The organism is Pseudoalteromonas sp. CuT4-3, from assembly GCF_035666335.1.
GTDB lineage: Bacteria > Pseudomonadota > Gammaproteobacteria > Enterobacterales > Alteromonadaceae > Pseudoalteromonas > Pseudoalteromonas atlantica.
The window spans coordinates 3,095,871-3,118,010 of sequence record NZ_CP142030.1 but is presented as its reverse complement, the minus strand read 5'-3'; the positions used below and the strand labels follow the sequence as shown (position 1 = coordinate 3,118,010).

Here is a 22,140-nt window from a genome sequence, read left to right as displayed (position 1 = left end):
TTATCTTAAGAGCCACAAATATTTCCTACCTCAAATTACGGAGAATTCCAATGAAAGTTGCTGTATTAGGTGCTGCAGGCGGTATCGGTCAAGCGTTGTCTTTATTATTAAAAACAGGCTTACCAGCTGGTTCTGAATTATCACTTTACGATGTTGCACCAGTTGTACCAGGTGTTGCGGTTGACCTATCTCACATCCCTACAGATGTTAAAGTAGCAGGTTTTGGCGCAGACGATTTAAATAAAGCGCTTGAAGGGTGTGATATCGTACTTATCCCAGCGGGTATGCCACGTAAACCAGGTATGGATCGTGCGGATTTATTTAACGTAAACGCAGGTATCATCAAAACATTAGCAGAAGGCATTGTAGCTAGCTGTCCTAAAGCGTTAGTGGGTGTTATCACTAACCCAGTAAACGGCACTGTACCAATTGTTGCTGAAGTATTCAAAAAAGCAGGTACTTACGACGCTAAGCGCGTATTTGGTATAACTACGCTTGACGTAATTCGTTCAGAAGCATTTGTTGCTGAGCTTAAAGGCGTAGACGTAGCAACCGTTAAAGTACCAGTAATTGGTGGCCACTCTGGCACAACCATTCTACCTCTACTTTCTCAAGTTGAAGGCGTAAGCTTCACTGAAGAAGAAGTAGCTACACTTACTCCACGTATCCAAAATGCAGGTACTGAAGTAGTAAATGCTAAAGCGGGCGGTGGTTCAGCTACATTATCTATGGGTGCTGCTGCAGCACGTTTTTGTATGTCTTTAGTTAAAGGCCTACAAGGTGAAGACGTAGTAGATTACGCATACGTTGCTGTTGAAAATGGCGATGCAGAGTACTTTGCTCACCCAGTACGTTTAGGCACAAACGGCGTAGAAGAAATCCTTTCTTACGGCGAGCTAAGCGCATTTGAAGAAAAAGCTAAAAACGACATGCTTGAAACTCTGAAAAAAGACATCAAAGAAGGTGTTGATTTCATGGCGTAATAGCCAAGTTATGCACAAAAAAGCCTGCTTATGCAGGCTTTTTTATTGCTCGAAAATTATGGCCCTTAAATACTAATTAAGGGAGGCTGCAAAGTTAGTGATCTCGCTCTACAGCTATACGCGCTAAGCTGATTAACGCTTGCTTATACTGCGACTCTGCTAAAAAGTCTAAACAGGCAATGGCCTTGTCTGCTTCTTGCTGCGCCTTTTGCATTGTAAATTCAAGTGCGTTGGTTTGTTTAAGTGCCGTTAAAATAGCCTCAAGGTTATCCATACCGTTGCAATGCTCAATGGCATCACGAATAAGGGCTCTTTGATGATCACTGCCGTGCTTCATCGCATATATTAGCGGTAAGGTTGGCTTACCTTCTGCTAAATCATCACCAATATTTTTACCTAATTGGTCAGCGTCTGCGTTGTAATCAAGCACGTCATCAACTAACTGAAAAGCAGTACCTAAATGCATACCATATAAATTAAGCGCATCTAACACACTGTTATCTTGCTCGGTAATTATAGCCGCAAGCCCTGTAGCGGCTTCAAATAATTTAGCTGTTTTAGAGTAAATAACCTGCATGTAACTTGCTTCGGTGGTATTAGGGTCGTTGCAATTCATAAGTTGCAATACTTCACCCTCAGCAATCACGTTGGTGGCATCAGCAAGCACTTGCATAATTTGCATTTTGCCCAGCCCCACCATAAGTTGAAACGAGCGGGTGTAAATAAAATCCCCAACCAGCACGCTGGCGGCATTACCAAACTCGGCATTTGCAGTTGGTGTACCACGGCGCAGGTTAGATTCATCAACAACATCATCATGTAATAGTGTTGCAGTATGAATAAATTCAACAATCGTTGCCAAAGTAATGTGATCTTTACCTTGGTAACCCAAAGCTCTTGCTGCCAATATTGCCAGCATCGGGCGTACGCGTTTGCCGCCGCTGTTAACGATGTACAAACCAAGTTGATTGACTAACGCCACATCTGAGCGCATTTGCGCGTGTATAAGTTGATTGACGTCATTCATATCGCTTTCGATTAACGCCTGGATAGCTTTTATATCCATTGATCTCCGAGCCAATTTTTATGTGTGAACGGCGCCGATTGTACAACAAAAAAAGCACTAGCTCGATATTTTGTGACGATTCATTAAAAAAACCGAGTTAAAAACCTTAATTAGCGCTTAATTAGGGGATTTAATTGTATATTTCACACTCAAAGCGCGACTATTTATTGCGCAGTCAATGGGTTCTGGAGTAGGCATAGCGACACGTAAATTTATTTTGTCTTTGCACTAAAAAGCGCTTGGCAACAGGGCAATTTAATATAAAATGGGGGAAATATTGAATTGCTCTCAATGCAGCTACTTTTTATTCATTTTAATTACAAAATAGGCTTGCTAGTTTTTATGCATTAGCGTAAACTTCGCGCCCTATCGAAGAATATTTTAGTTGCGTCGATTTGAGGGCGCACAGACGGAGTTAATTATGTACGCGGTTTTCCAAAGTGGTGGTAAACAGCATCGTGTGACTGAAGGTCAAACGATTCGTCTTGAAAAATTAGACGTTGAAACTGGTGCAGCAGTTGAATTTGATTCAGTACTTTTAGTTGCTGATGGTGAGAAAATCGAGATCGGTGTACCGTTCGTAAACGGTGGTAAAGTAACAGCTGAGGTTGTTTCACATGGTCGCGGTGAGAAGATTAAGGTTGTTAAATTTAGACGCCGTAAGCATTCTCGTAAGCAAATGGGCCATCGTCAATGGTTCACTGAAGTTAAAATCACTGGCATTAGCGCTTAATTAGAGGTACTTAGAAATGGCACATAAAAAAGCAGCTGGTAGTACTCGTAACGGTCGCGATTCAGAAAGCAAACGCCTAGGTGTTAAGCGTTTTGGTGGCGAATCAGTTCTAGCGGGTAGCATCATTGTTCGTCAACGTGGTACTCGTTTCCACGCTGGCGCAAACGTAGGTATCGGTAAAGACCACACTATCTTCGCAAAAGCAGATGGTAAAGTTCAATTTGAACAAAAAGGTCCTTTAAACCGTAAATACGTAACTATCGTAGCTGAGTAATCAGTAAGGTAGTAAAAAACCCCGCCTTTGCGGGGTTTTTTGTTTTCAGAAACGTCAAATATATACCCAAGCCTGCATTTACGTTGGCTTGGGTATATAATAGTTAAATTAAAGCCAATCCCTAAAGTGAGTAATCATGAAGTTTGTAGATGAAGTAGAAATTCGCGCAGAAGCTGGTGACGGCGGCAGCGGTGTCGTGTCTTTCCGTCGAGAAAAATATGTACCAGACGGTGGCCCGGACGGCGGTGACGGTGGAGACGGTGGTAGTGTTTATCTACAAGCTGATGAAAACTTAAATACCCTAATTGATTACCAGTTTGAGCGTTTTCACCGTGCCGAGCGTGGTACTAATGGTCAAAGCCGTAACTGTACAGGTAAAAAGGGCGAAGACTTGGTAGTAAAAGTACCTGTGGGTACACGTATTACCGACGTTGACACTCAAGAGGCGTTAGGCGATTTAACGCAGCATGGTCAAAAAATTGTGGTTGCAAAAGGTGGTTTCCATGGCTTGGGGAATGCACGTTTTAAATCAAGTACTAACCGTGCTCCACGTCAAAAAACGTTAGGTACTCCAGGTGAAGTTCGTAACCTTAAATTAGAGCTTATGCTACTTGCCGATGTAGGCCTATTAGGGTTGCCAAATGCAGGTAAATCAACGTTTATTCGCAGTGTATCGGCAGCAAAGCCAAAAGTAGCTGATTACCCGTTTACCACGCTAATTCCTAATTTAGGGGTTGTGCGCCCAGAGGCTAACAAATCGTTTGTAATAGCCGATATTCCGGGCTTAATTGAAGGTGCCTCAGACGGTGCTGGGCTAGGTATTCGCTTTTTGAAGCATTTAGAGCGTTGTCGTGTATTGTTACACGTGATTGACGTTATGCCTGTTGATGGTTCAAACCCTGTTGATAATGCATTTGCCATTATTAACGAGTTACACCAATACAGCCCTAAGCTTGCTGAAAAGCCACGCTGGTTAGTGTTTAATAAAATAGACTTATTACCAGAAGATGAAGCGCAAGCTTTGTGTGAGCAAATTGCGCAAGAGCTAGGTGAAGAAGAAAACGTTTACCGTATTTCAGCAGTCAATAAGCTTAATACTCAGCCATTAATTCACGATATTATGGCATTACTTGATAGTATGCCTAAAGAAAAGTTCGTTGAGATTGAAGACGAAGAAGTTGAGTTCAAGTGGGATACTTATCATCAAAAAGCAACCAAAGGCGATGATGATGATTGGGATGACTGGGATGAAGACGACTACGATGTAGAAGTGGTCTACGAGCGTTAATAAAAAACATATTTTAAAAAGGAGCATAAGCTCCTTTTTTATTTTTTAAGAGTAAAGTACTAGGTATTTGATGTGATAATTTCAATGATCGCCGCAATGGCAAACAACCGTGTAATTGGTCTTGATAATAAAATGCCGTGGCATTTACCCGCCGATCTACAGCATTTTAAAAAGGTAACAACAGGCAAACCTGTCGTTATGGGGCGTAAAACATTTGAATCGATAGGACGTCCTTTGCCTGGGCGTCGCAACATAATTATTACCCGTAATAGCCAGTATAGCGCTCAAGGTATTGAGACGGTCACTACTCCAGAGGCTGCGCTAGAGCTGGTTAAAGCCGAAGAAGAGGTGATGATAATTGGCGGTGGTAATATTTATCAGCAGTTTTTACCAAGTGCCGATCGTTTATATTTAACCTTTATAGATTTAGAGGTTGAAGGGGATACGCAGTTTCCCGATTACCAAGCGGTAGCAACGTGGGAAAACGTCGACGAACAGGCAAATAAACCCGACGAAAAGAATCAATATAGTTATAAATTCGTAACTTTATATAAAAAAGATTAACATTATTGCGAAACTTACAGCAGGTTGGTACAATATTAGACAATCAACATAGGTAAAAAGTACCATAAAGGGTGTTTCATGTTTAAATTGTCAAAGCTAATTGTTATTACAGCCGTTGCTGCTGGTTCGTTAATGTATACCGTGCCTGCTAAAGCCAATGATCAATTAGCAGTATCTATTTGTGAATATATCGCAGCTGATGATAAAAACCGTTTACGTAGTAAACTAAAAAGCTCACGTGTAAAAATTCGCAATATTTACGATGCTATTCAATGTAATGGTAATAATTTACTTCGCCATGCTGTAGTTAGTAACGCTGTTGACTCGGGCGAGTACATAGTTAAAAACTTATCAAAAAGCGCACTGTCTGATGGCGCTGATATAGCATGGGCCGAAGGCAATGGCCACGGTGGCTCACCGTTAATTGCTGTAATTAAAGACCGTGCTGGCCTTTAATTAACACAATAAAATAAAAACCGCGCGGGTCGCGGTTTTTTTGTGCCTGGCGTTAGCTAATACGCAGCGCTTTAGTAATGGTGATAGCTGTATTAAGCCTATTTTAATTTACCCACCCAAGTGATGAAACTCTCACCTTGTAATTAACCTGCGTTTCTTATCTTTAATAGCATATAAATTAAGTCGGTTGGTTTAATAAAGGCGCTGTATTCGCTAAGCCTTTACTCGTATATTTGCCGCAAATATATGTGTTTTTCCTGAGTTACATAAAATTGTCATAAATAGTTAATAGTCTACGCGCTTAAACAATAGGGGTTGTTATTTATGCGCGTATCATCTTTTACTCGGCTGTTAGCCATACTGTTAACATTGGCAAGTATTTTATTAGCCATCACACTATTTTGGGCAAGCCAAACTTTACTTAAGCTTGAGCAACAAGACAGCGCATACAGTAAATTAAAAAACACTATTTTAGTGGATTTAGCCGGTGACTTAGGCAGTTATCTAGAACAAGGTGATAGCCAATACTTAAATCAATCATCAGCCCTAATTGAACAAGTTAAAACACAGCAACTCGCAGTGCTCCCCTCGGTACTTGCCGAGCAATTAAATGAGCAGCTCAGCACGTTAGATACCGATATTAAAGGTAAGTACAGAGCGCTGGGTAAATTGTCGGGCAACGAAACGGCGTTACTTGATAATGCAATTCGCCAAATGGCCGGCTCAGCCTCGTCACTGATTGGTTATGCAAAAAAATCCCCTAATCAAAATAGCGATGCGCAAGCTTATTACACACTTGGCGCTGATTACTATAACGAGGTGACCAACCTTGCCTTATTTACTTATCAACTAATCGTAAGTTACGACAGCAATACTGAACAAAGTTTGCAGCAAAGTATTGCTAATTTAAATGCGTTAGCAGCCAAAATAGAGCAACTCCCTAATTTAGGTGTTATGAGCGAAGTTGACGAAGATGCCTTATTTTTTGACGAAGAAGCTGAAGATTTGGCTGATGAAATAAAATCTGAAATTACCAGCTGGCCTAACCGCTACCCCCGTGATTTAGCCAGTACATTAGCGCAAGCCCAGCAACGTGAAGCGGGCACCAATGAATTGCGTGAGCAAATTAGCTTGCTCTCTAAAACCGTTATTAATGCAGAGCAGCAACTAAAACACGCACAAGAGGCGCTTAAAGAAAACGTATTTTGGGTATTTTGCTTTGCTATTGGCGCTTTGGTGATGCTAGCCGCAGGGGTTTATATTGTGCAGCGTAACCAAGTGCTCAACCCATTAAGGCAACTCAGAGACGGGTTTGCCTTTTTAATTGAAAGTAACGAGCTTAAAAACATTGAAAGTAAGAACCCAAAAACAGAGGTTGGCGAAATAGCCAGTTACTTTAATTTATTAATTGAGCGACAGCGCAAAGAGGCACAAGAGCGTGCCCAAATGCTAAAAGTGGTAAATGATTTTATGCAGCAAATGAGTGAGCATTTGCAAAGTATTAGTCAAAAAGCGTCTACAAGTCATGGGCAAGTGGAGCAAAACCAACATTTGCTTGCTGATATTCAACAAATTGGCGAGCAGGTAAATAATATTAATGCCCAAGTGGCTGATAACGCCCAACACACTTTTAGTGCAATGGAGCAAAGTTTAGGCTTTGCACAAAGCATGCTAAGTGCCAGTTCAGATACGCAAACACGGGTTGAGCAAAGTATGCAAAACCTACAAGAGCTGCTCGCGGGGGTTGAAGGCGTTGGGCAAATTATTGAAGTGATCCGCAATATCGCCGATCAAACAAACCTACTAGCGTTAAATGCAGCAATTGAATCAGCACGTGCTGGCGAGCATGGCCGAGGCTTTGCTGTTGTAGCTGATGAAGTGCGCCAGCTTGCCCGCCAAACTCAAGGCTCATTGAGCGATATTAATGAGCAGCTCACACTACTGGGCGAAAAGTCGGGCACAGTATCTACACAAATTGCGGCCTTAGCAGATGGCGCGCAGTCGCAAACACAAAATGCGCAAGAGCTAAAAGTAAACTCAGAGGGCGTGGCCGATAACGCTCAGCAAGCCAACAAAGTGGCCTTTGAGGCCATGGAGCTGGCTAAACAGCAAAGTAATTTGCTAGAAAACTTTAGCCAGTCAATGCAAAGTATGAAAGGCCAAGTAAGCGAATCAAGCTTACTTGTTGACGATATTCATAGCCAGTTACAACTGCAAATGCAAACCATAAAAGTAAACCTTGGCTTGTAAATACCTGCTAACACAAAGGTAATTAGCGTTATACTGTAGGCTCATTAATCAAATGCTTTAAGGATTTATCATGATTGTACAAGGTCAAACGTTACCCGCAGTTACATTAACGCAGCTAACAGACGAAGGCATGCAAACTCACACTAACGCTGAGCTTTTTAATGGTAAAAAGGTTGTGCTTTTTGCTGTACCGGGTGCATTTACGCCTACCTGTTCAAATGCGCATTTACCTGAATTTATAACCCATAGTGATAAAATTAAAGCGAAAGGTATTGCGGCAATTTACTGTGTATCGGTTAACGATGCTTTTGTAATGAAAGCGTGGGGAGAATCTCAAAATGCCCAACAAATCGATATGTTAGCAGATGGCGATGGCAGTTTTACTAAAGCGTTAGGGCTTGATAAAGACACCGGCAGTTTTGGTGGAACACGCTCTACGCGCTATGCAATGATAGTCGACGATAATGTAGTAACAGGACTGTTTGTTGAAAAAGACAAAGAGTTTTCAGTAAGCCGTGCTGAGTCTGTGTTAGAAAAACTATAATCGCATTATTAAGGCCCTAAGTGCATGCACTTAGGGCCTTTTTAATTATGGCTGGTATTGGCCACTTAATGTTAAACCCGAAAAGGTTCTGTAAGCGTTAACGCTTAAATGCCACGTACCCGCTTGCGGATTGCTAAACGTACATGTTTCTGCGTTGCCGTTTTTATAAGGACGACAATCGTAGCTAGATGCGGTAGGTTGGCTGCCAAACTTAACAAATAAGTCAGCATCACCTGTACCACCTGAGGTGGTGACTGTAAATGTGCTCATTCCTGCTGGCACATCTAAGGTATAGTGTTTCCAGTTACCTGTTGTAGCCGTTACATCGCTCACCGTGCCGCCACCGGCTTCTGGTGTAGTTGAACCGCCACCTGTAGAACCACCTGTAATATTACCCACTAAACTAACGCCTGAATAAGCCGAGTAGCCACGAAGCATTACATGGTATGTACCAGCGGTTGGGTTATCAATAGAACACTCTTCGCTATTACCGCCTTTGTACGGACGACAATCGTAGCTTGAGGTAGTTGGTTGGCTGCCTGCGCGTACGTATAAATCTGCATCGCCGCTACCGCCACTCATTGTGAATGTAACATTCGTTGCGCCACTTGGTACTGTCATCGTGTAATACGCTTGTGAACTGGCAGCGCCGTTTAAGCCTGTTTTGGCTTCGCCATCTGTCAGTTCGCTATCGCCACCGGTAGGAGGTGTTGTACCGCCACTTGCTGCAGCTACAGCGGCTGCTGCATCTACAATACCTGTACCACAACTTGTACACGTTGCTGGGAATGAGCGGGTAGTTGATTTTAAAATGCTTTCTATTTCATCTGGGGTAGCATTTGGTTTAGCTTGCTTTATCAGGGCTGCAACACCAGCAACATGAGGCGCCGCCATTGATGTACCTTGAGAGAACGCATAGTTATCGCTTGAAGGTGTAGATGAGCCTGAGTTATAGGTTGATAAAACGCCTTCAGAGTCGTTTGCAAAGCTTTGTGCGCCGCCCGGCGCTGCAACATCAATGTTGCTACCGTAGTTTGAATAATATGCTCGTCCGCCGTTACGGCCAACAGAGGCAACATTGACAACGCCACTACAGTTACCTGGGTTATAGTTTGCTGAGTTATCGTTATCATTACCGGCAGCAATAACCACGACTGCACCGTTGCTGCGTGCCGTGTTAATTGCGTTTTGTGTGGTAGAGCTACACGAGCCGCTGCCACCTAAGCTCATGTTAATTACATCAGCAGGGTTTGAGTTGGCAGGAATGCCCGATACACTTCCGCCAGATGCCCAAATAATGCCATCAGCAATGTCTGACGTTAAACCACCACACTTACCAAGTACACGTACTGGCACAACTTTAGCGCCATAAGCCACACCGGCAACACCTTCACCGTTATTAGTAACAGCCGCAACCGTACCTGCTACGTGCGTGCCGTGCCAGCTTGAGCCTTGTGCGCCGTTATTTCCACATTCGCCAGCGGCTACAGCATCGCCCGGATCGCGTGCGTCACTGTCGCGACCGCCGCCATCATTAGCTACCGATAGGTTAGAGATCATATCGTAACCCGGTAAAATGTTAGCATTTAAATCAACATGAGGGCGGTAGCCAGTATCAAGTACCGCAACCACTACGCCACTGCCTGTTGCAGTATCCCATGCGGTTGGTAAGTTTAGGCCGCCAGCTTGCTCGTAGTAGTGCCATTGGTCGCCGTAACGAGGGTCGTTAGGCGTTGCAAATGGTTTTAACATTTGATCCACTTCAATGTATTCAACATTGCCAGAATCAATCATTTCTTGCATAAATCCTTGTGCTTCTGCAGCGCTCAGTTTTTTATCTGCGCGCATAACATGGTGGTTATTAAGCGCCATTGCACGGATGTACTTCGCTTTTACTTTACCTTTTTTAGAAGCGAAATTTTTTACAAAGCGTTGAGCACGCTTTTTCATATTTGCAGGGCTTGCGTCAGCAGACGAGATGCTTAGCATATCGTTCGCGCTATTTTTGTACTTAATAATAAACTGAGTTTCAAAACCCGATTGGCTTTGTAGTTTGGCTGTGGTTTCTGCCATAGAGGTAGACACATCTTGGGCAACACTTGCAGATGCTGCAAATACCGTACTAATAGTGAGCGCGATAGCGCAACGCTTAAATGATTTACTTGTTGTCATAATTATCCCTAGTTGTTATTAGTTAGTTCGTAATATTAAATTACGAAACAGAAACAAAGGTAAATGATCTGTTAATTTCTTTAAAATAACAATTGCTTATGTACCTATTTCTTTTAGTTATAACCTAGGTGTACGGTGCCTTTGTCGTTGTTTAGTATTTATCATATAAAACAAAAATAAGTATAAAGGATTGTTATTTTTAAGCTGTTTAGAAAAGCCCATAACTAGCCTTGGTTACATTTGTTGTTATAAATTTAATAATAAATTCTATTCAGAGTGTTTAAACAAACTTTGCTATAATTGGGCAAATTTTTGAGTAGGGCGAAGTAATGAATCAAGTAGATGTAATTGTGATTGGCGCAGGTGCAGCCGGATTAATGAGTGCAGCACAAGCAGGTTATCGCGGGCGTAGCGTTACAGTGCTTGATATGGGCAAAAAGCCTGGTCGAAAAATTTTAATAAGTGGTGGTGGGCGCTGTAATTTTACTAATGAAAATGCCAGTCCAGAAAACTACTTATGCAGTAACCCTCACTTTGTTAAATCGTGCTTAAACCGCTATACCCAACACGATTTTATCGAGCTGGTGGACCGCCACGGCTTGGCATACCATCATAAAACCTTAGGCCAATTGTTTTGCGATAACAGCGCGCAAGATATAGTCGATATACTACTTACCGAATGCGAGTGGGCGGGTGTTAATATTAAATTGCGCAGCGAAGTGTTAAATGTGGCTAAAACCGACATTGGCTACCGTGTTACCACTGAGCAAGAAACACTTACTTGTGAATCGCTAGTTATCGCATCGGGCGGTTTAACAATGCCCAAGCTTGGCGCCACTCCTATAGGCTATAAAATTGCAGAGCAGTTTGGCTTAAACGTACTACCTACCATGGCGGCGCTTGTGCCATTTACTTTGCATCAACACGATAAAGAACGCTTTGAAGGGCTTTCAGGAATTAGTATACCGTGCGAAGTGTCTAGCGAAGACGGCACCGTATTTAAAGAGAATATTTTGTTTACTCACCGAGGTTTATCGGGGCCTGCCATATTGCAAATAAGCTCATTTTGGCGAGCAGGGCAGGCAGTAAGCATAAACTTGCTCCCTGATCTCGATTTAAAACAGCAACTGGCTGATTGGCGAGAAACACAAGCCCAAAAATCATTAAAAAACAGCCTTGCGACTATTTTACCCAAACGCTTTATAGACATACTGCACGACAGCAAAGCGATTCCAGATTGTAATATTAATCAGCTTACCCATGCTCAAATAGATGAGTTAGCAAGCTATATTCACGCATGGCAAATAAAACCTAATGGCACAGAGGGCTATCGTACCGCCGAGGTAACTTTGGGCGGCGTTGATACCGATGAGCTGAGCTCTAAAACCTTTGAAACTAAAAAAGCCAAAGGCTTATATTTTATAGGCGAAGTAACCGATGTAACGGGCTGGCTTGGGGGCTACAACTTCCAGTATGCGTGGAGCTGTGGGTTTGCATGTGGGCAATATGCATAAGTATTTCAGCGTATTGTGATAGATGAGATAAAAATATCATACTCTTAATTAAGGTGATTTTAAAGAGTGTAATATTGGTGCGTATATTTTTGCTGTTAAGTATTGTCGCTACAAGTTTTAATGCATTAGCATCAGAAAACTACAGCGATCATGAAGCGTTTTGCTTGCAACAGCCCAAAACGCACTGTTTAACTTATATTGAAACGCGCCTTAATGAAGTCAAAGATAACCCTGCACAGTGGTACAAAATAAAAACCTACCAATTTGATTACTACTACGACTACCAACAGTTCGAAAACTTACTCAACGCTATTACTCCTTTTTTAGAGCAAGATAAGCTGCCCGATGTATTTAAGCTACAAATGTATTTTTATTACGCGAAAGCACTTAACTATATTGGCAAAAAAGCAGAAGCTAAAACGTATGCCGCTAAAGCGTTTACCCAGTTAGACGGGATATATAATGCTTTTGGTGACCCTTTAAGATTAGTGGAGTTGGCTAACCTACACTATGTGTTTGGTAGTAAAAAAGCAGCGATGCGATTACTAAGAGATGCCGAGCAGCGCTTTGCAAAAAATAACGATCCTATTTTTCATTTAGAGCTGCACATTAACAAAGCGCATATTTACTTAAAGTGGCAGCAATACGAGCACGCAGTAAAAAGTAATTTAATGGCCTATAACGCCATAAAAAACACCAACCACGCTGCTAAAATAGTGCTTGCTAGCGGTAACTTAGCGTACAGTTATCAGCAAAATAAAGAGTATTTAGAAGCTATAAATTATTATAAAACCGCATTCAAATTTACTGAGCCCTCAAGCATTTACCATGCTATTTATAGCTTACGTTTAGCGCAGGTATATTTACAAATAGGTAAAAAGGTACAAGCGAAAGAATGGCTTAGTCGCATTGATAGAAACGCCACCGAGTTTGGTAAAGGCCATGCTGCATTGTATAGCAAGCTGCAGCACGCCCTTAGCAATAATTAATTTGCAATCGCTGCTTTATATGGGGTGTTAACGCCTGCGTAACGCGGGCCAAATATTTCTAAACCTTTAGGGCCTGTAAATTCCTTTGGCGCTGGTAAAATTACAACGGCTACTTTCATGCCTACCGCGTAATTAGGATTAGTAATGGGTGTGCCTGTTTGGCTGTTAATACAGCATATTAAATCAGGAATAGTTACGTGCACTTCATCATTTAAAAACGCGGCCATGTTTTCGTTTTTAACCGTTATTTTGTAGTTGTTATTTACAAACTCGCCTAACCCTTTAAGTGTTACTTCGCCTAACGTAAAGCCTTCTACGGTGTTAAATTCAAATGTGCTTACCTCGCCTTCAAAGGCAACAAAGCCGCCGCCGTGCTCGGCAATTATGTGTGCGGTGTTAGCGTGCTGCTCGTTGGCGTCACGCATTGCTTTACCGAGTTTAAGGGCTTTACTAATGGTGCCGTGAATAACTGCGTTTTTCATTTGCTCAATAGGTAAAATATGATCAATGGCTGCTATGTCGTTACGGCTAATTTTAGCCAGTGCTCGCACGACTGTTTCGGCGCGTAAGTCGTCCATTACATTTTCGCAAATAAAGCACTCACCAAATTCATTCGCGGTAATAATGGGCGCTGCGGGTAAGTTATTTAAATAATAGGTTGAATGGGTGATCTCCGGTACTGCGCGCCCAGCGGGGTCGGCATCAATAATGTAGCCGTCAAACATTGCAGCTAAGTAAAACGATACTGCGGTGTTTGAGCCGCCAAGCTCACAACAAATAGTGCCATAAATAGCATCGTTACCTGTGTATTCAAGGGTGCGCTGGTAAGCAGCTAAAATCGCATGCTTAGTGCTGCGGGGTAGGTTTGCATAAGCGCGTTCTTCTTGTTCACTTAAAGCAGAAATAGCCCCTAACATGTAAGGCGTACAAACAAGCTCACCCGCGGGGACTTCATCGGCACTAATTAGTTTAAAGGTTTTACCCTGTGCGAGTGCTTCGTCAATATAGGCAATGCCTTCACTTAACTCACCGCCGCCGCCAGTGCCTAGAATGGCGCAGCCGTATAAAATATCAATAAGTTGGTCACGATTAAGAATTTGCATGTGTGTATCGCTATTGGTTAACTCATACCCATCCCCAAAACAGATCACTTAATTAAGCGGATTGGTATAAAACAGCAGGCATTAAAAAATACCTGCTGTAAAGGTGAAAAAATTAAAATTGGTAACTGAGCTCAATACCGTAACTACGAGGCTTATTAGGTTGGCGCACTAAGTCTGTAACCCCATCGGCCAGTATAAAAATATCTTCAATAGCGCGCTCATCCGTAAGGTTGTCTACGTAAACTTGAACGCTCCACTGCTCTGATTTAAGCCCTGCACCGGCATTTAGGTAGGTATAACGCGACGACTCAACATCAGGAATATCAATACTGAATGTTTTAGGGCCTTCAATTAATAGCTCAGCGCGCGAGAACAGTGACCATTCTCCGTTTAGTGCTAAGTTATGATTTGCCGACAGCCCGTAGTTATACTCAGGCACCCAAAATTGTGGCCTGCCAGCCAGTTCTGGGCGCAGTGCAAAGCGTTTAATTTCTGAATCAACAATACCTGCACTGAGGTTAATACTTAAATTGCTGGTGGCAGCAAAGGCGGCTTCTAGCTCTAAGCCTTTGGTCTGTACTTCGTCAATGGAGAGGTTTTCAAGGGTGAAGGTATCTATATTAAATTGGGTAAATTGCGCATCGTCTTGCTCAATAATAAACGCGGCGCCATTAAGGGTAACTTTGTTATTAAACAAAGCGGTTTTAAAGCCTACTTCGTAGCTGTCAGAAATTTCTTTATCAAAGGTGCGGCTAATACCGTCGGCCGGCTCGTTAAAGCCCCCACTTCTAAAGCCACGGGAATAGCCGGTGTAAAGCAGTAGGCCGTCATTCATTTGGTACGCTAAGGTAACTTTAGGCTGTAATTGGCTAAACGATTTTTTAGCGTAAGTGGCGTCTTTATTGGTTGGGTCGAACGACTCACGAGTATCGTGATCGTAACGCATCGCACCGGTAAGCTCTAACTGCTCGTTTATATCGTAGTTAAACTGCCCAGCAAGTGCCCATGCATCGCTGCTGTTGTTATCGATAATTGAAAGGTAAGGCTCGTCATTAGCAAAATCTGCACGCGTTAAAATTTCGGCATCGGTAAAATCATCGTAAAATAATACCGCAGTATCGCGGTCGCGCTGTTGATAAAACGCCGACACCGACCATCTAAAAGCCTGATCCGACTGGGATATAAACCGCGACTCTAGCGTTAACGATTCAATATCGTATAATCCTTCTGTGCCAAATGGGGCTCTAAAAAAGCCATCTTCGTCAATAAAGGTGGCATCGGCAGAGTAGTCGCCATCGTAAAAGTGCTCGTTTTCTGAATTGCTGTACGCGGTGACAAACTCAAATTTACCTAAATCGTAATGTTGGGTTAGCTTGGCGCTTAGCTCATACACATCACGCTCATCTTGGTTAATAATATTTTGTGAGGTATTAATTGAAAAGTCTTCAATGGTGTCATCGCTCACCCCTTGGTAGTAAGCAAACCCAGCTTCGCTTGAGGTGTATTTACCTTTAAGATTTATTGAGGTGTCTTCGCTTAGCTCAAACTCTAACTGTGAAAAAACCGATTGCTCTTTTAACGGGTCGGCGTAATCGCCTGTGTAGGTATTTTTAATCAGCCCGTCGGTATCTTTAATGTAACCACCGGCCCTAAAATAAGCGGTGTTTTCATCGTTAAGCGAACCCGATACAACCGCATTCAAATTATACGTGTTGCCATTACCTACAGAGCCTTTAATTTTACCTTCAAAGTCTTCAATAGGTTTTTTAGTTGTCACAATAACCGCACCACCAATGGCGCCGCGGCCATACAGTGCCCCTTGTGCGCCACGCATAACTTCAATACGTTCAATATCAACTAGGTCTTGGTTTATAAACTCTAAATCGGGGGCGGTAACACCATCAACTACAAACGCTAATGGCGGATCGCCCACCTGCGGTGTAATTAAGCCACGAATAGTAATACGGGCAAGGCCGGGTCTAAAATTATCGAGCTGCGATAAGTTGGGAGTTAAATTAGCAACATCACGAAAGTTAGTAATACGTGATTTTTCGATTCTCTCGGCGCTAAATGCGGTAACAGAGTCGGGCACGTTTTGTATCGACTCAACACGCCCGCGCGATATCACCGAAATTTTCTCTATAGTGTCAGTTACTGTTTGTTGTTGTTCTTGCGCATGCACATAGTTTATGCACGACAGGGTGACTGCCGATGCTAATAGTGTTTTACGAAAGCGTATTTTGTTGTATCTGCTCATGTTCTATGTCCTAATGTGACTATCATGGTGATGTTACTTAGTGATAAACATTGTCGCTTTTTCAGACAAAATAATATTTTGTAAACTCTTAATACAGCACACACAAATTGCTGAAAATAACGCTTAAGCGCGTAATTTTATGTATTTGTTGACCTTAAATTTACAAAATTCATTATTATTAAATGTGAAACCGGTTATGAAAAAAACGATAAAAATAGACAGGTATAATCAAAAAATACTGGCAATTCTGCACCTAACTGCCGATTTAACAAACGTTGAATTGGCCGAGCAAGTTAACTTGTCGCCCAGTGCATGTTTTCAGCGAGTAAAGGCATTAAAAGAGGCGGGATATTTTAGAACCTTTCATGCTGATATAAATTTAGAGCAAATTTGTGAGCACGTGTTTGCCTATATGGAATTTACCCTAGAGGACAATAACCTAGCAGCACGGCGTAAGTTTTTAGCTGACATACACAACATCCCCGAAATAATGGATTGCATGCAACTAAGTGGCGATATTGATTATATTTCTTTTTGTTGCTTTGCCGATATTCAAGCGCTTAATGCAATGTGCGACAGGCTAACCGGCAGCTCACAGTATGCAATAAAAAAGCTGACTACACGCATAGTGCTTGAGCGCGCTAAGTTCTTTTTAGGCTACCCGCTGGAAAAACTTAAATGGCGAGACGAAATGAAAGTAGACGATGAAGAGTAGCCCCCTAATTTAGAGTAATAAAAAGGCGCTTTATGCGCCTTTTTATTGTTTAAAGTTATTGCTGAACAACCGGTTTGGGCGCAATGGCTTTTGCAAACAGGGTATAAATAACGGCCGTTAATATAATGGCGTCAATCACGGTAATACCACTCATTGATACGTTAAATAAAGCGCCATTACACACCGCATATGCCGCGCCTACAAACCATGCGCTAAACGCGGGAAGTGAAAAGTTAGCGTTATTTGCCAAAGCCGCTGCGTTATAAGCATGGGGTTTAATAAACAGTGCATCAACAATAATTACGCCCGCTACCGGTACAAAAATATCAGACAAAAACGCTAAAAAGCTTATAAACATATCTAAAATATTTATAAAGGCGGCGCCAATTCCCACCAAACCTAATAACACAATAACCCACTTTTTATGCCAATGCGGGAAGGTAGCCTCCACGCTAAGTGCGGTACTGTAAAGGTTTAACGAATTTAAAATCCAGCTGCCTGCTATCACAATAAAAAACGCCGAAAACCCCAAATTAAGCGCAAGCATTAAGCTTAATATTTCGGTTTCTTGCATGGCGGCTGCGGCAAACACAGCCACAAAAATAACCAAAAGCTCAATAACCATATACGCAATAAATGAGGTGTACACGCCGCCACGTTTTTGCTTAGAAAAACGGGTTATGTCGGGCAATATTATTGCGCCAATAATAACGCCGCCAACAATGGCAGCTACACCATCTTCAAGAGAAAGCGCTGCTGATTTTTCTAAATTAATAAAATCAACCAGTGGCATACTATCGAGTGCGCCAAAAAGCATCATAGCGGTGACCGCAGCCAAAATAGGGATCATGATAGAGGCCAGCACATTAATGGCTTTAAACCCATACAGTGTGGTTATGAGCATGGCGCAACCTGCGATTATATCGATGGGCCATTCGGGCATAATAATATTAAATTCTGCACTGAGTAAGCGCACCACGGCATTAGAAAACAAATCAATATTTACGCCAAACCAGCCAATTAATGATAAAGCAAAGGCAATATTAACAATGCCCGCGCCAGCATTACCAAACGCTATTTTTACCAATAAATAAGAGCTTAAGCGGCTTTTTACACCTATAGTGCCCATAGCCCCACCAATAAGGGTTAATATAAGTGAGCCAATAATTAACGCCCACAGTGTATTACTCACACTTGAACTTTGATGTATTTCTAGGCCGGTGATAAAAGTGGGCAGCGAAAAGCTGAGCATAGCGGCTATGGCTGCAATGCGCGGCCAGACAACAAGTTCGTTGCTATTAATAGTGTGGGGGTCGTTCCCGTTTGGCATTGCCTGTTTCTCTTTTTTATTATCTTTTATATTACTATACGCCGCTGGCGTGCAAAATTTTTTATTATTAGGTGTTTATTCAAAATATGAGGTTTAAAAAGTAGGGGGCGCACAAAATTATATTTTGTGGTGATTATTTTTAGGGTATTAAAGGCGTAATCATTTAGGCAAAAAAAACCGCCAAAAAGGCGGTTTAAAGGTCTACACAACACAATTAAATGTTTTACCTTATTGGGTTATTTTAATAACGCCAACACGTCAAAGCAGGCACCCATAGTATGGTAATCCGTTTTACCAATTGGGCTTTTCATGGTATCTATTTTTTTGTTATCTACGGTTAAAATTCTAAACCACGCCCCGTATTGATGATCAACTAAGTGCTGCCACGAGTACTGCCAAATTTTGCCATACCACTGCTGGTATTTTTCATCCCCTGTGGTTTCATAAAGGTAGGCTGCACAGCACAGTGTTTCGGCTTGCACCCAAAAGTACTTGTCGTCATCGCATATGCTTTTATCTGGCGCAAAGCCGTAACAAATACCGCCGTGTTGTTTATCCCACGCAACGTCTATTGAATTATCAAATAACGCTTGAGCGCGCTCAACAAGCCAAGTTTGTGGCTTATGCTTATTTAAAAACATTAGTAGTTTTGACCACTCAGTTTGGTGACCTGGCTGAAAACCCCACGGGCGAAACAAATTTTTAGGATCGTCTTTGTTGTACTCTAAATCAACCTGCCAATTTATATCGTAGTGCTCCCAAATAAGCCCACCCATTAAATTCGCTTGGCGATTAACCATGTTATCGGCCAGTGTGAGCGCGCGATTTAAAAATAGCTCATCTTGAGTTGCTTCATAAGCGGCAATAAGTGCTTCGCACGTATGCATATTGGCGTTTTGCCCGCGATACGGATCGCACTTAGTAAAGTCACTGTTATGTTGATCTTTATATAAACCCGCTTTTGCATCCCAAAAATGGGTTTCCATTGTTTGAAATGTATCGTTTAGGTATTCGCGTGCCTCTGTAACACCTACACGGTATGCCCAACTGTAGGCTAAAATCATGAACGCAAAGCCATAGCAGTGGTTGGTATCATCAAGTACAGTGGCGTTACCTTGCTCAACACTCAATAACCAATTGTAACCGCCTGTTTGCTCAACAAAATGGTGCTTACGAATAAACTCAATACCCGATTTAACACGGTTTAGGTACTTTTCGTCATTAAAGGTTTGGTACGCACGTGCATAGTTAAATACAAACCGAGTAGAGCTTACTAGGTGGCGAGTTTGCTTATCAAATACCTCTCCATTATCCGAAAAGTTTTGGTAAAAACCGCCGTGTTCGTCGTCTATGTTTGGCTCGTAAAACGCCAGCGTATCGGCAATATGTTGTGTTAAAAATTCGCGGCTTTTAAAGTTATCAGGTGTGTGGCTCATAGTGCGCTCCTAAAATCGTTAAGCGATTTTTCGTTAGGAAGAGACGTAAATGCCCCTTTGTAAGATGCTGCATGAGCACCACATAACGAAGCAAATTCAAAAATAGTTGTTAGTGTTTCGGGGGTATTGCAAAGCTTACTAAAAGAGCTAGGTGTGAGGTTTTGTAAGCCTAGTTGATACAGCAATCCACCTACAAACGCATCTCCTGCGGCGGTAGCATCAACCATAGTAACCTTTTTAGGGTGAAGCGTTTGCTTGGCATTTTTGGTATACCAATGCATGGGGTTGCCTGCATCGGTAACCACAAATAACTCACAGCCATTATTGAGAGTGTCGGCTATAAATTCTTCACCCGTTTGCTCACCCGCTAAGTATTCAAGCTCTTCTTTAGAGGCTTTAATAATAGAGCAGTGTTTTAACAGGGGTAAAATGTGTTCACGCGGGTTAGCATTACTAGGCCATAAGTTGAGGCGTAAGTTAATATCAAAACTGACAATTGAGTTATTTTGCTTGGCAAATTCAACCCCATACGCGGTGGTTTTACGTATGCGCTCGTCGGTTAAGGTGTTTGAGCAAATATGAAAAATATCGCATTGCTCAAACCACTCACTGCTAAAGTCACTATTTGTAAAGTGCAGATCGGCGGTGTTATCACGGTAAAACTCAAACGTACGGTCGCCGTCCTTATCAAGTGATACAAACGCAAGGGCGGTTTTTGCTTGGTCGGTAAAGCGCATAAAGTCGGTTTTTACGCCTTGCTCTTTTAAGGCGTTATGTAAAAAATCACCAAAGCTGTCGGTGCTTAGCATGCCAGCAAAGTAGGCGTTACCACCTAGCTTTGCAATAGCTACGCTTACGTTTGCAGGCGCACCGCCTGCAAACTTAGTAAACGCTTCGTGCTCGCTGTTGTTTTGGCTTAATTTATCAGAGAGTAAATCAACCAATACTTCACCAAAACATATTGTGTGTTTCATAATGCTGCCTTAGTTTTTAATCAAGTAGCCAATGCAGCGCAATAGCGGCTGTCCATGAGAAATCTTTACCACCACAGCCAGCGCCTGTTTCTGGGTTAAAATATTCGTAGTAACCCGATTTAAGCACTAAATCGCGCGTGTCGTCCTGAATTTTATCAGCCGTGGTTACAAACCCTGCTTCTTTAAGGCCGATGGCTATCATCCAGTTAATGTGTAACCAAATAGGGCCGCGCCAGTAACGCTGTGGCTCGTATTTTTCTTCTTTAGGGTGGGTAGATGCCACACTAAATTGACTCGACTCAATAAAGTCTTCTGTTGCGGTATTAATAATACGCGTTTGCTCGTCAGTTGTTAAACCAGCATAAACGGTTAGTAGTGCCGCCGATGTTTTAACTTTAGCTAGGCTGTTGGTTAACACGTTTTTACAGTAAAAGTATTCGCTTTGCTCACACCATAACGTGTTAATTGCTGTTTGAGTAAGTTCTAGGCGCTGTGCTAAATAATCGGTACGTGCATCGTTTAAACCGAGTTGTTCACCCATTTTGAGTAAATCTTTTGTCGCACGGTGCAAAATAGCAATAATACCTAGGTCGTTCATTTTGTACGGGCAGGTTTCGTAAATTACTTTGCTATCAAAATTGTTACGTTTAAAAAAGTCTACTAGGTATAAGAAACGGTCGTACTCGCTTTTATGCGGTCGCTGCGACGAATCAACATGGCTGGTGTCGCGGCGGGTGTATTCCCAATCAACACCCGGTACAGCTTCAAGGGCATCATCCCACGATGGGCTGTTATCCATACCCGATTCCCACGGATGATAAGTGACCACTAAGCCTGTGTTTTCAGGATCGCGGTCGTTGTACCACCATAAATGGTAATCAACAACTTGAGAAAATAATGCTTTAACCTTTTGCTTTGCAAGGGCTTTATCTTGTGCGCTGGCAAGCATTTCTTTCATTACTGTTGCCACAACCGGTGGCTGCGAAATAGACGTACTTTTAATTTTTTTATCAGAGCCCCACACATCTGGACCAGGGAAGTAGGTAGTTGAATCTTTATGAAATAAGATATGTGGCACCATGCCATCATCCCACTGGCCTGAAAATAACACATCAATTTCTTGCCACGCACGGCTCTCGTCAGACTTCATCCACCCTAGGGCTGTAATCGCTGAATCCCAGTTCCACTGAAACGGGTAAAGGCCATGCGTAGGGACGGTATAGCCACCTAAATCGTTTGCTATAAGTGTTTTAGTAGCAAGTTCTGTAAGCGATGCCGCTGTGGCTGCATCAAGTTTACCGTTGATTGTAGTAGTCATATTGGGTGCTCTTTGTGTGTTATTTTCGATTTGGATAATGTTAAAGCACTCATTATGGGTTGTAAATGTTTTTTTTCTGTGCTTAAATCCTGTTCGAAGTAACAAAAAACTAACATGTATACTTGATTATTTCGCACTTACTTAGCCACACTCTAAGTAATTACACACAGACAA

Annotated in this window: 19 protein-coding genes; 11 read left to right on the top strand and 8 right to left on the bottom strand. The window is 42.3% G+C overall.

Translation table 11 applies throughout. The annotated features are described in order from the left end of the window. The first annotated feature begins 50 nt into the window (after positions 1–50). Positions 51–983, top strand: coding sequence for a malate dehydrogenase (gene mdh, locus VOI46_RS14440; protein ID WP_004587919.1), 933 nt, complete (start codon positions 51–53; stop codon positions 981–983). Positions 984–1,077: 94 nt separating this feature from the next. Here mdh and ispB read toward each other — a convergent pair whose 3' ends face one another. After that, positions 1,078–2,049 carry an octaprenyl diphosphate synthase gene (ispB, locus tag VOI46_RS14435; RefSeq protein ID WP_004587920.1) on the bottom strand — a complete coding sequence of 324 codons (972 nt, stop codon included), beginning with the start codon at positions 2,047–2,049 and terminating at the stop codon, positions 1,078–1,080. Between the two features lie 421 nt (positions 2,050–2,470). Between ispB and rplU the strand changes: the two genes are divergently transcribed. The 7 genes from rplU to VOI46_RS14400 all read left to right on the top strand — a co-directional run bounded on the left by rplU (position 2,471) and on the right by VOI46_RS14400 (position 8,158). Then, positions 2,471–2,782: a 50S ribosomal protein L21 gene (gene rplU, locus VOI46_RS14430; protein ID WP_004587921.1), complete on the top strand. Its 312-nt coding sequence runs from the start codon at positions 2,471–2,473 to the stop codon at positions 2,780–2,782. Between the two features lie 16 nt (positions 2,783–2,798). Further along, entirely contained in the window at positions 2,799–3,056 is a 258-nt protein-coding gene (gene rpmA, locus VOI46_RS14425) for a 50S ribosomal protein L27 (protein WP_004587922.1), read from the top strand. 136 nt (positions 3,057–3,192) lie between these two features. Further along, positions 3,193–4,344, top strand: a complete 1,152-nt coding sequence (gene cgtA / locus VOI46_RS14420) for an Obg family GTPase CgtA (protein ID WP_004587923.1) — start codon at positions 3,193–3,195, stop codon at positions 4,342–4,344. Positions 4,345–4,416: 72 nt separating this feature from the next. Next, a complete protein-coding gene (folA, locus tag VOI46_RS14415) occupies positions 4,417–4,908 on the top strand; it encodes a type 3 dihydrofolate reductase (RefSeq protein WP_004587924.1) in 492 nt (163 codons plus the stop codon). Between the two features lie 78 nt (positions 4,909–4,986). Beyond that, positions 4,987–5,364, top strand: coding sequence for a DUF3718 domain-containing protein (locus VOI46_RS14410; RefSeq protein ID WP_004587925.1), 378 nt, complete (start codon positions 4,987–4,989; stop codon positions 5,362–5,364). A 324-nt stretch (positions 5,365–5,688) separates the two neighbouring features. Beyond that, the gene (locus VOI46_RS14405; protein WP_004587926.1) at positions 5,689–7,614 is read left to right on the top strand and encodes a methyl-accepting chemotaxis protein; all 1,926 of its coding nucleotides are present in this window, start codon (positions 5,689–5,691) and stop codon (positions 7,612–7,614) included. A gap of 70 nt (positions 7,615–7,684) precedes the next feature. After that, on the top strand, positions 7,685–8,158 hold the full coding sequence (locus VOI46_RS14400) for a peroxiredoxin (RefSeq protein WP_004587927.1): 474 nt from the start codon (positions 7,685–7,687) through the stop codon (positions 8,156–8,158). Between the two features lie 45 nt (positions 8,159–8,203). Here the strand turns inward: VOI46_RS14400 and VOI46_RS14395 are convergent, their stop codons facing one another. Then, positions 8,204–10,330, bottom strand: a complete 2,127-nt coding sequence (locus tag VOI46_RS14395) for a S8 family peptidase (RefSeq protein WP_004587928.1) — start codon at positions 10,328–10,330, stop codon at positions 8,204–8,206. A gap of 329 nt (positions 10,331–10,659) precedes the next feature. Between VOI46_RS14395 and VOI46_RS14390 the strand changes: the two genes are divergently transcribed. Both VOI46_RS14390 and VOI46_RS14385 read left to right on the top strand, forming a co-directional pair. Continuing rightward, positions 10,660–11,844 carry an NAD(P)/FAD-dependent oxidoreductase gene (locus VOI46_RS14390; RefSeq protein WP_004587929.1) on the top strand — a complete coding sequence of 395 codons (1,185 nt, stop codon included), beginning with the start codon at positions 10,660–10,662 and terminating at the stop codon, positions 11,842–11,844. A 77-nt stretch (positions 11,845–11,921) separates the two neighbouring features. After that, complete coding sequence (locus tag VOI46_RS14385; protein WP_223230617.1) at positions 11,922–12,833, top strand: hypothetical protein; 912 nt, start codon at positions 11,922–11,924, stop codon at positions 12,831–12,833. On the opposite strand, the gene VOI46_RS14380 is transcribed toward VOI46_RS14385, so the two are convergent. Continuing rightward, positions 12,830–13,936, bottom strand: coding sequence for a DUF917 domain-containing protein (locus VOI46_RS14380; RefSeq protein WP_004587931.1), 1,107 nt, complete (start codon positions 13,934–13,936; stop codon positions 12,830–12,832). The two genes, VOI46_RS14385 and VOI46_RS14380, sit on opposite strands and share 4 nt — an antisense overlap. 112 nt (positions 13,937–14,048) lie before the next feature. Continuing rightward, complete coding sequence (locus VOI46_RS14375) at positions 14,049–16,193, bottom strand: TonB-dependent receptor (protein ID WP_004587932.1); 2,145 nt, start codon at positions 16,191–16,193, stop codon at positions 14,049–14,051. 196 nt (positions 16,194–16,389) lie between these two features. On the opposite strand from VOI46_RS14375, the gene VOI46_RS14370 reads away from it, so the two are divergent. After that, entirely contained in the window at positions 16,390–16,908 is a 519-nt protein-coding gene (locus VOI46_RS14370) for an Lrp/AsnC family transcriptional regulator (protein ID WP_024031376.1), read from the top strand. Between the two features lie 55 nt (positions 16,909–16,963). Here the strand turns inward: VOI46_RS14370 and VOI46_RS14365 are convergent, their stop codons facing one another. The 4 genes from VOI46_RS14365 to VOI46_RS14350 form a co-directional block, all read right to left on the bottom strand. After that, positions 16,964–18,238 (bottom strand): cytosine permease, encoded by a 1,275-nt coding sequence (locus VOI46_RS14365; protein WP_004587934.1) that lies wholly within the window; start codon positions 18,236–18,238, stop codon positions 16,964–16,966. 236 nt (positions 18,239–18,474) lie between these two features. Continuing rightward, the gene (locus VOI46_RS14360) at positions 18,475–19,674 is read right to left on the bottom strand and encodes an AGE family epimerase/isomerase (RefSeq protein ID WP_004587935.1); all 1,200 of its coding nucleotides are present in this window, start codon (positions 19,672–19,674) and stop codon (positions 18,475–18,477) included. Further along, positions 19,671–20,648 (bottom strand): carbohydrate kinase, encoded by a 978-nt coding sequence (locus tag VOI46_RS14355; protein WP_004587936.1) that lies wholly within the window; start codon positions 20,646–20,648, stop codon positions 19,671–19,673. The genes VOI46_RS14360 and VOI46_RS14355 overlap by 4 nt, the downstream gene beginning before the upstream one ends. A 16-nt stretch (positions 20,649–20,664) precedes the next feature. Further along, positions 20,665–21,966 (bottom strand): trehalase family glycosidase, encoded by a 1,302-nt coding sequence (locus VOI46_RS14350; protein ID WP_004587937.1) that lies wholly within the window; start codon positions 21,964–21,966, stop codon positions 20,665–20,667. Positions 21,967–22,140: the final 174 nt, after the last annotated feature.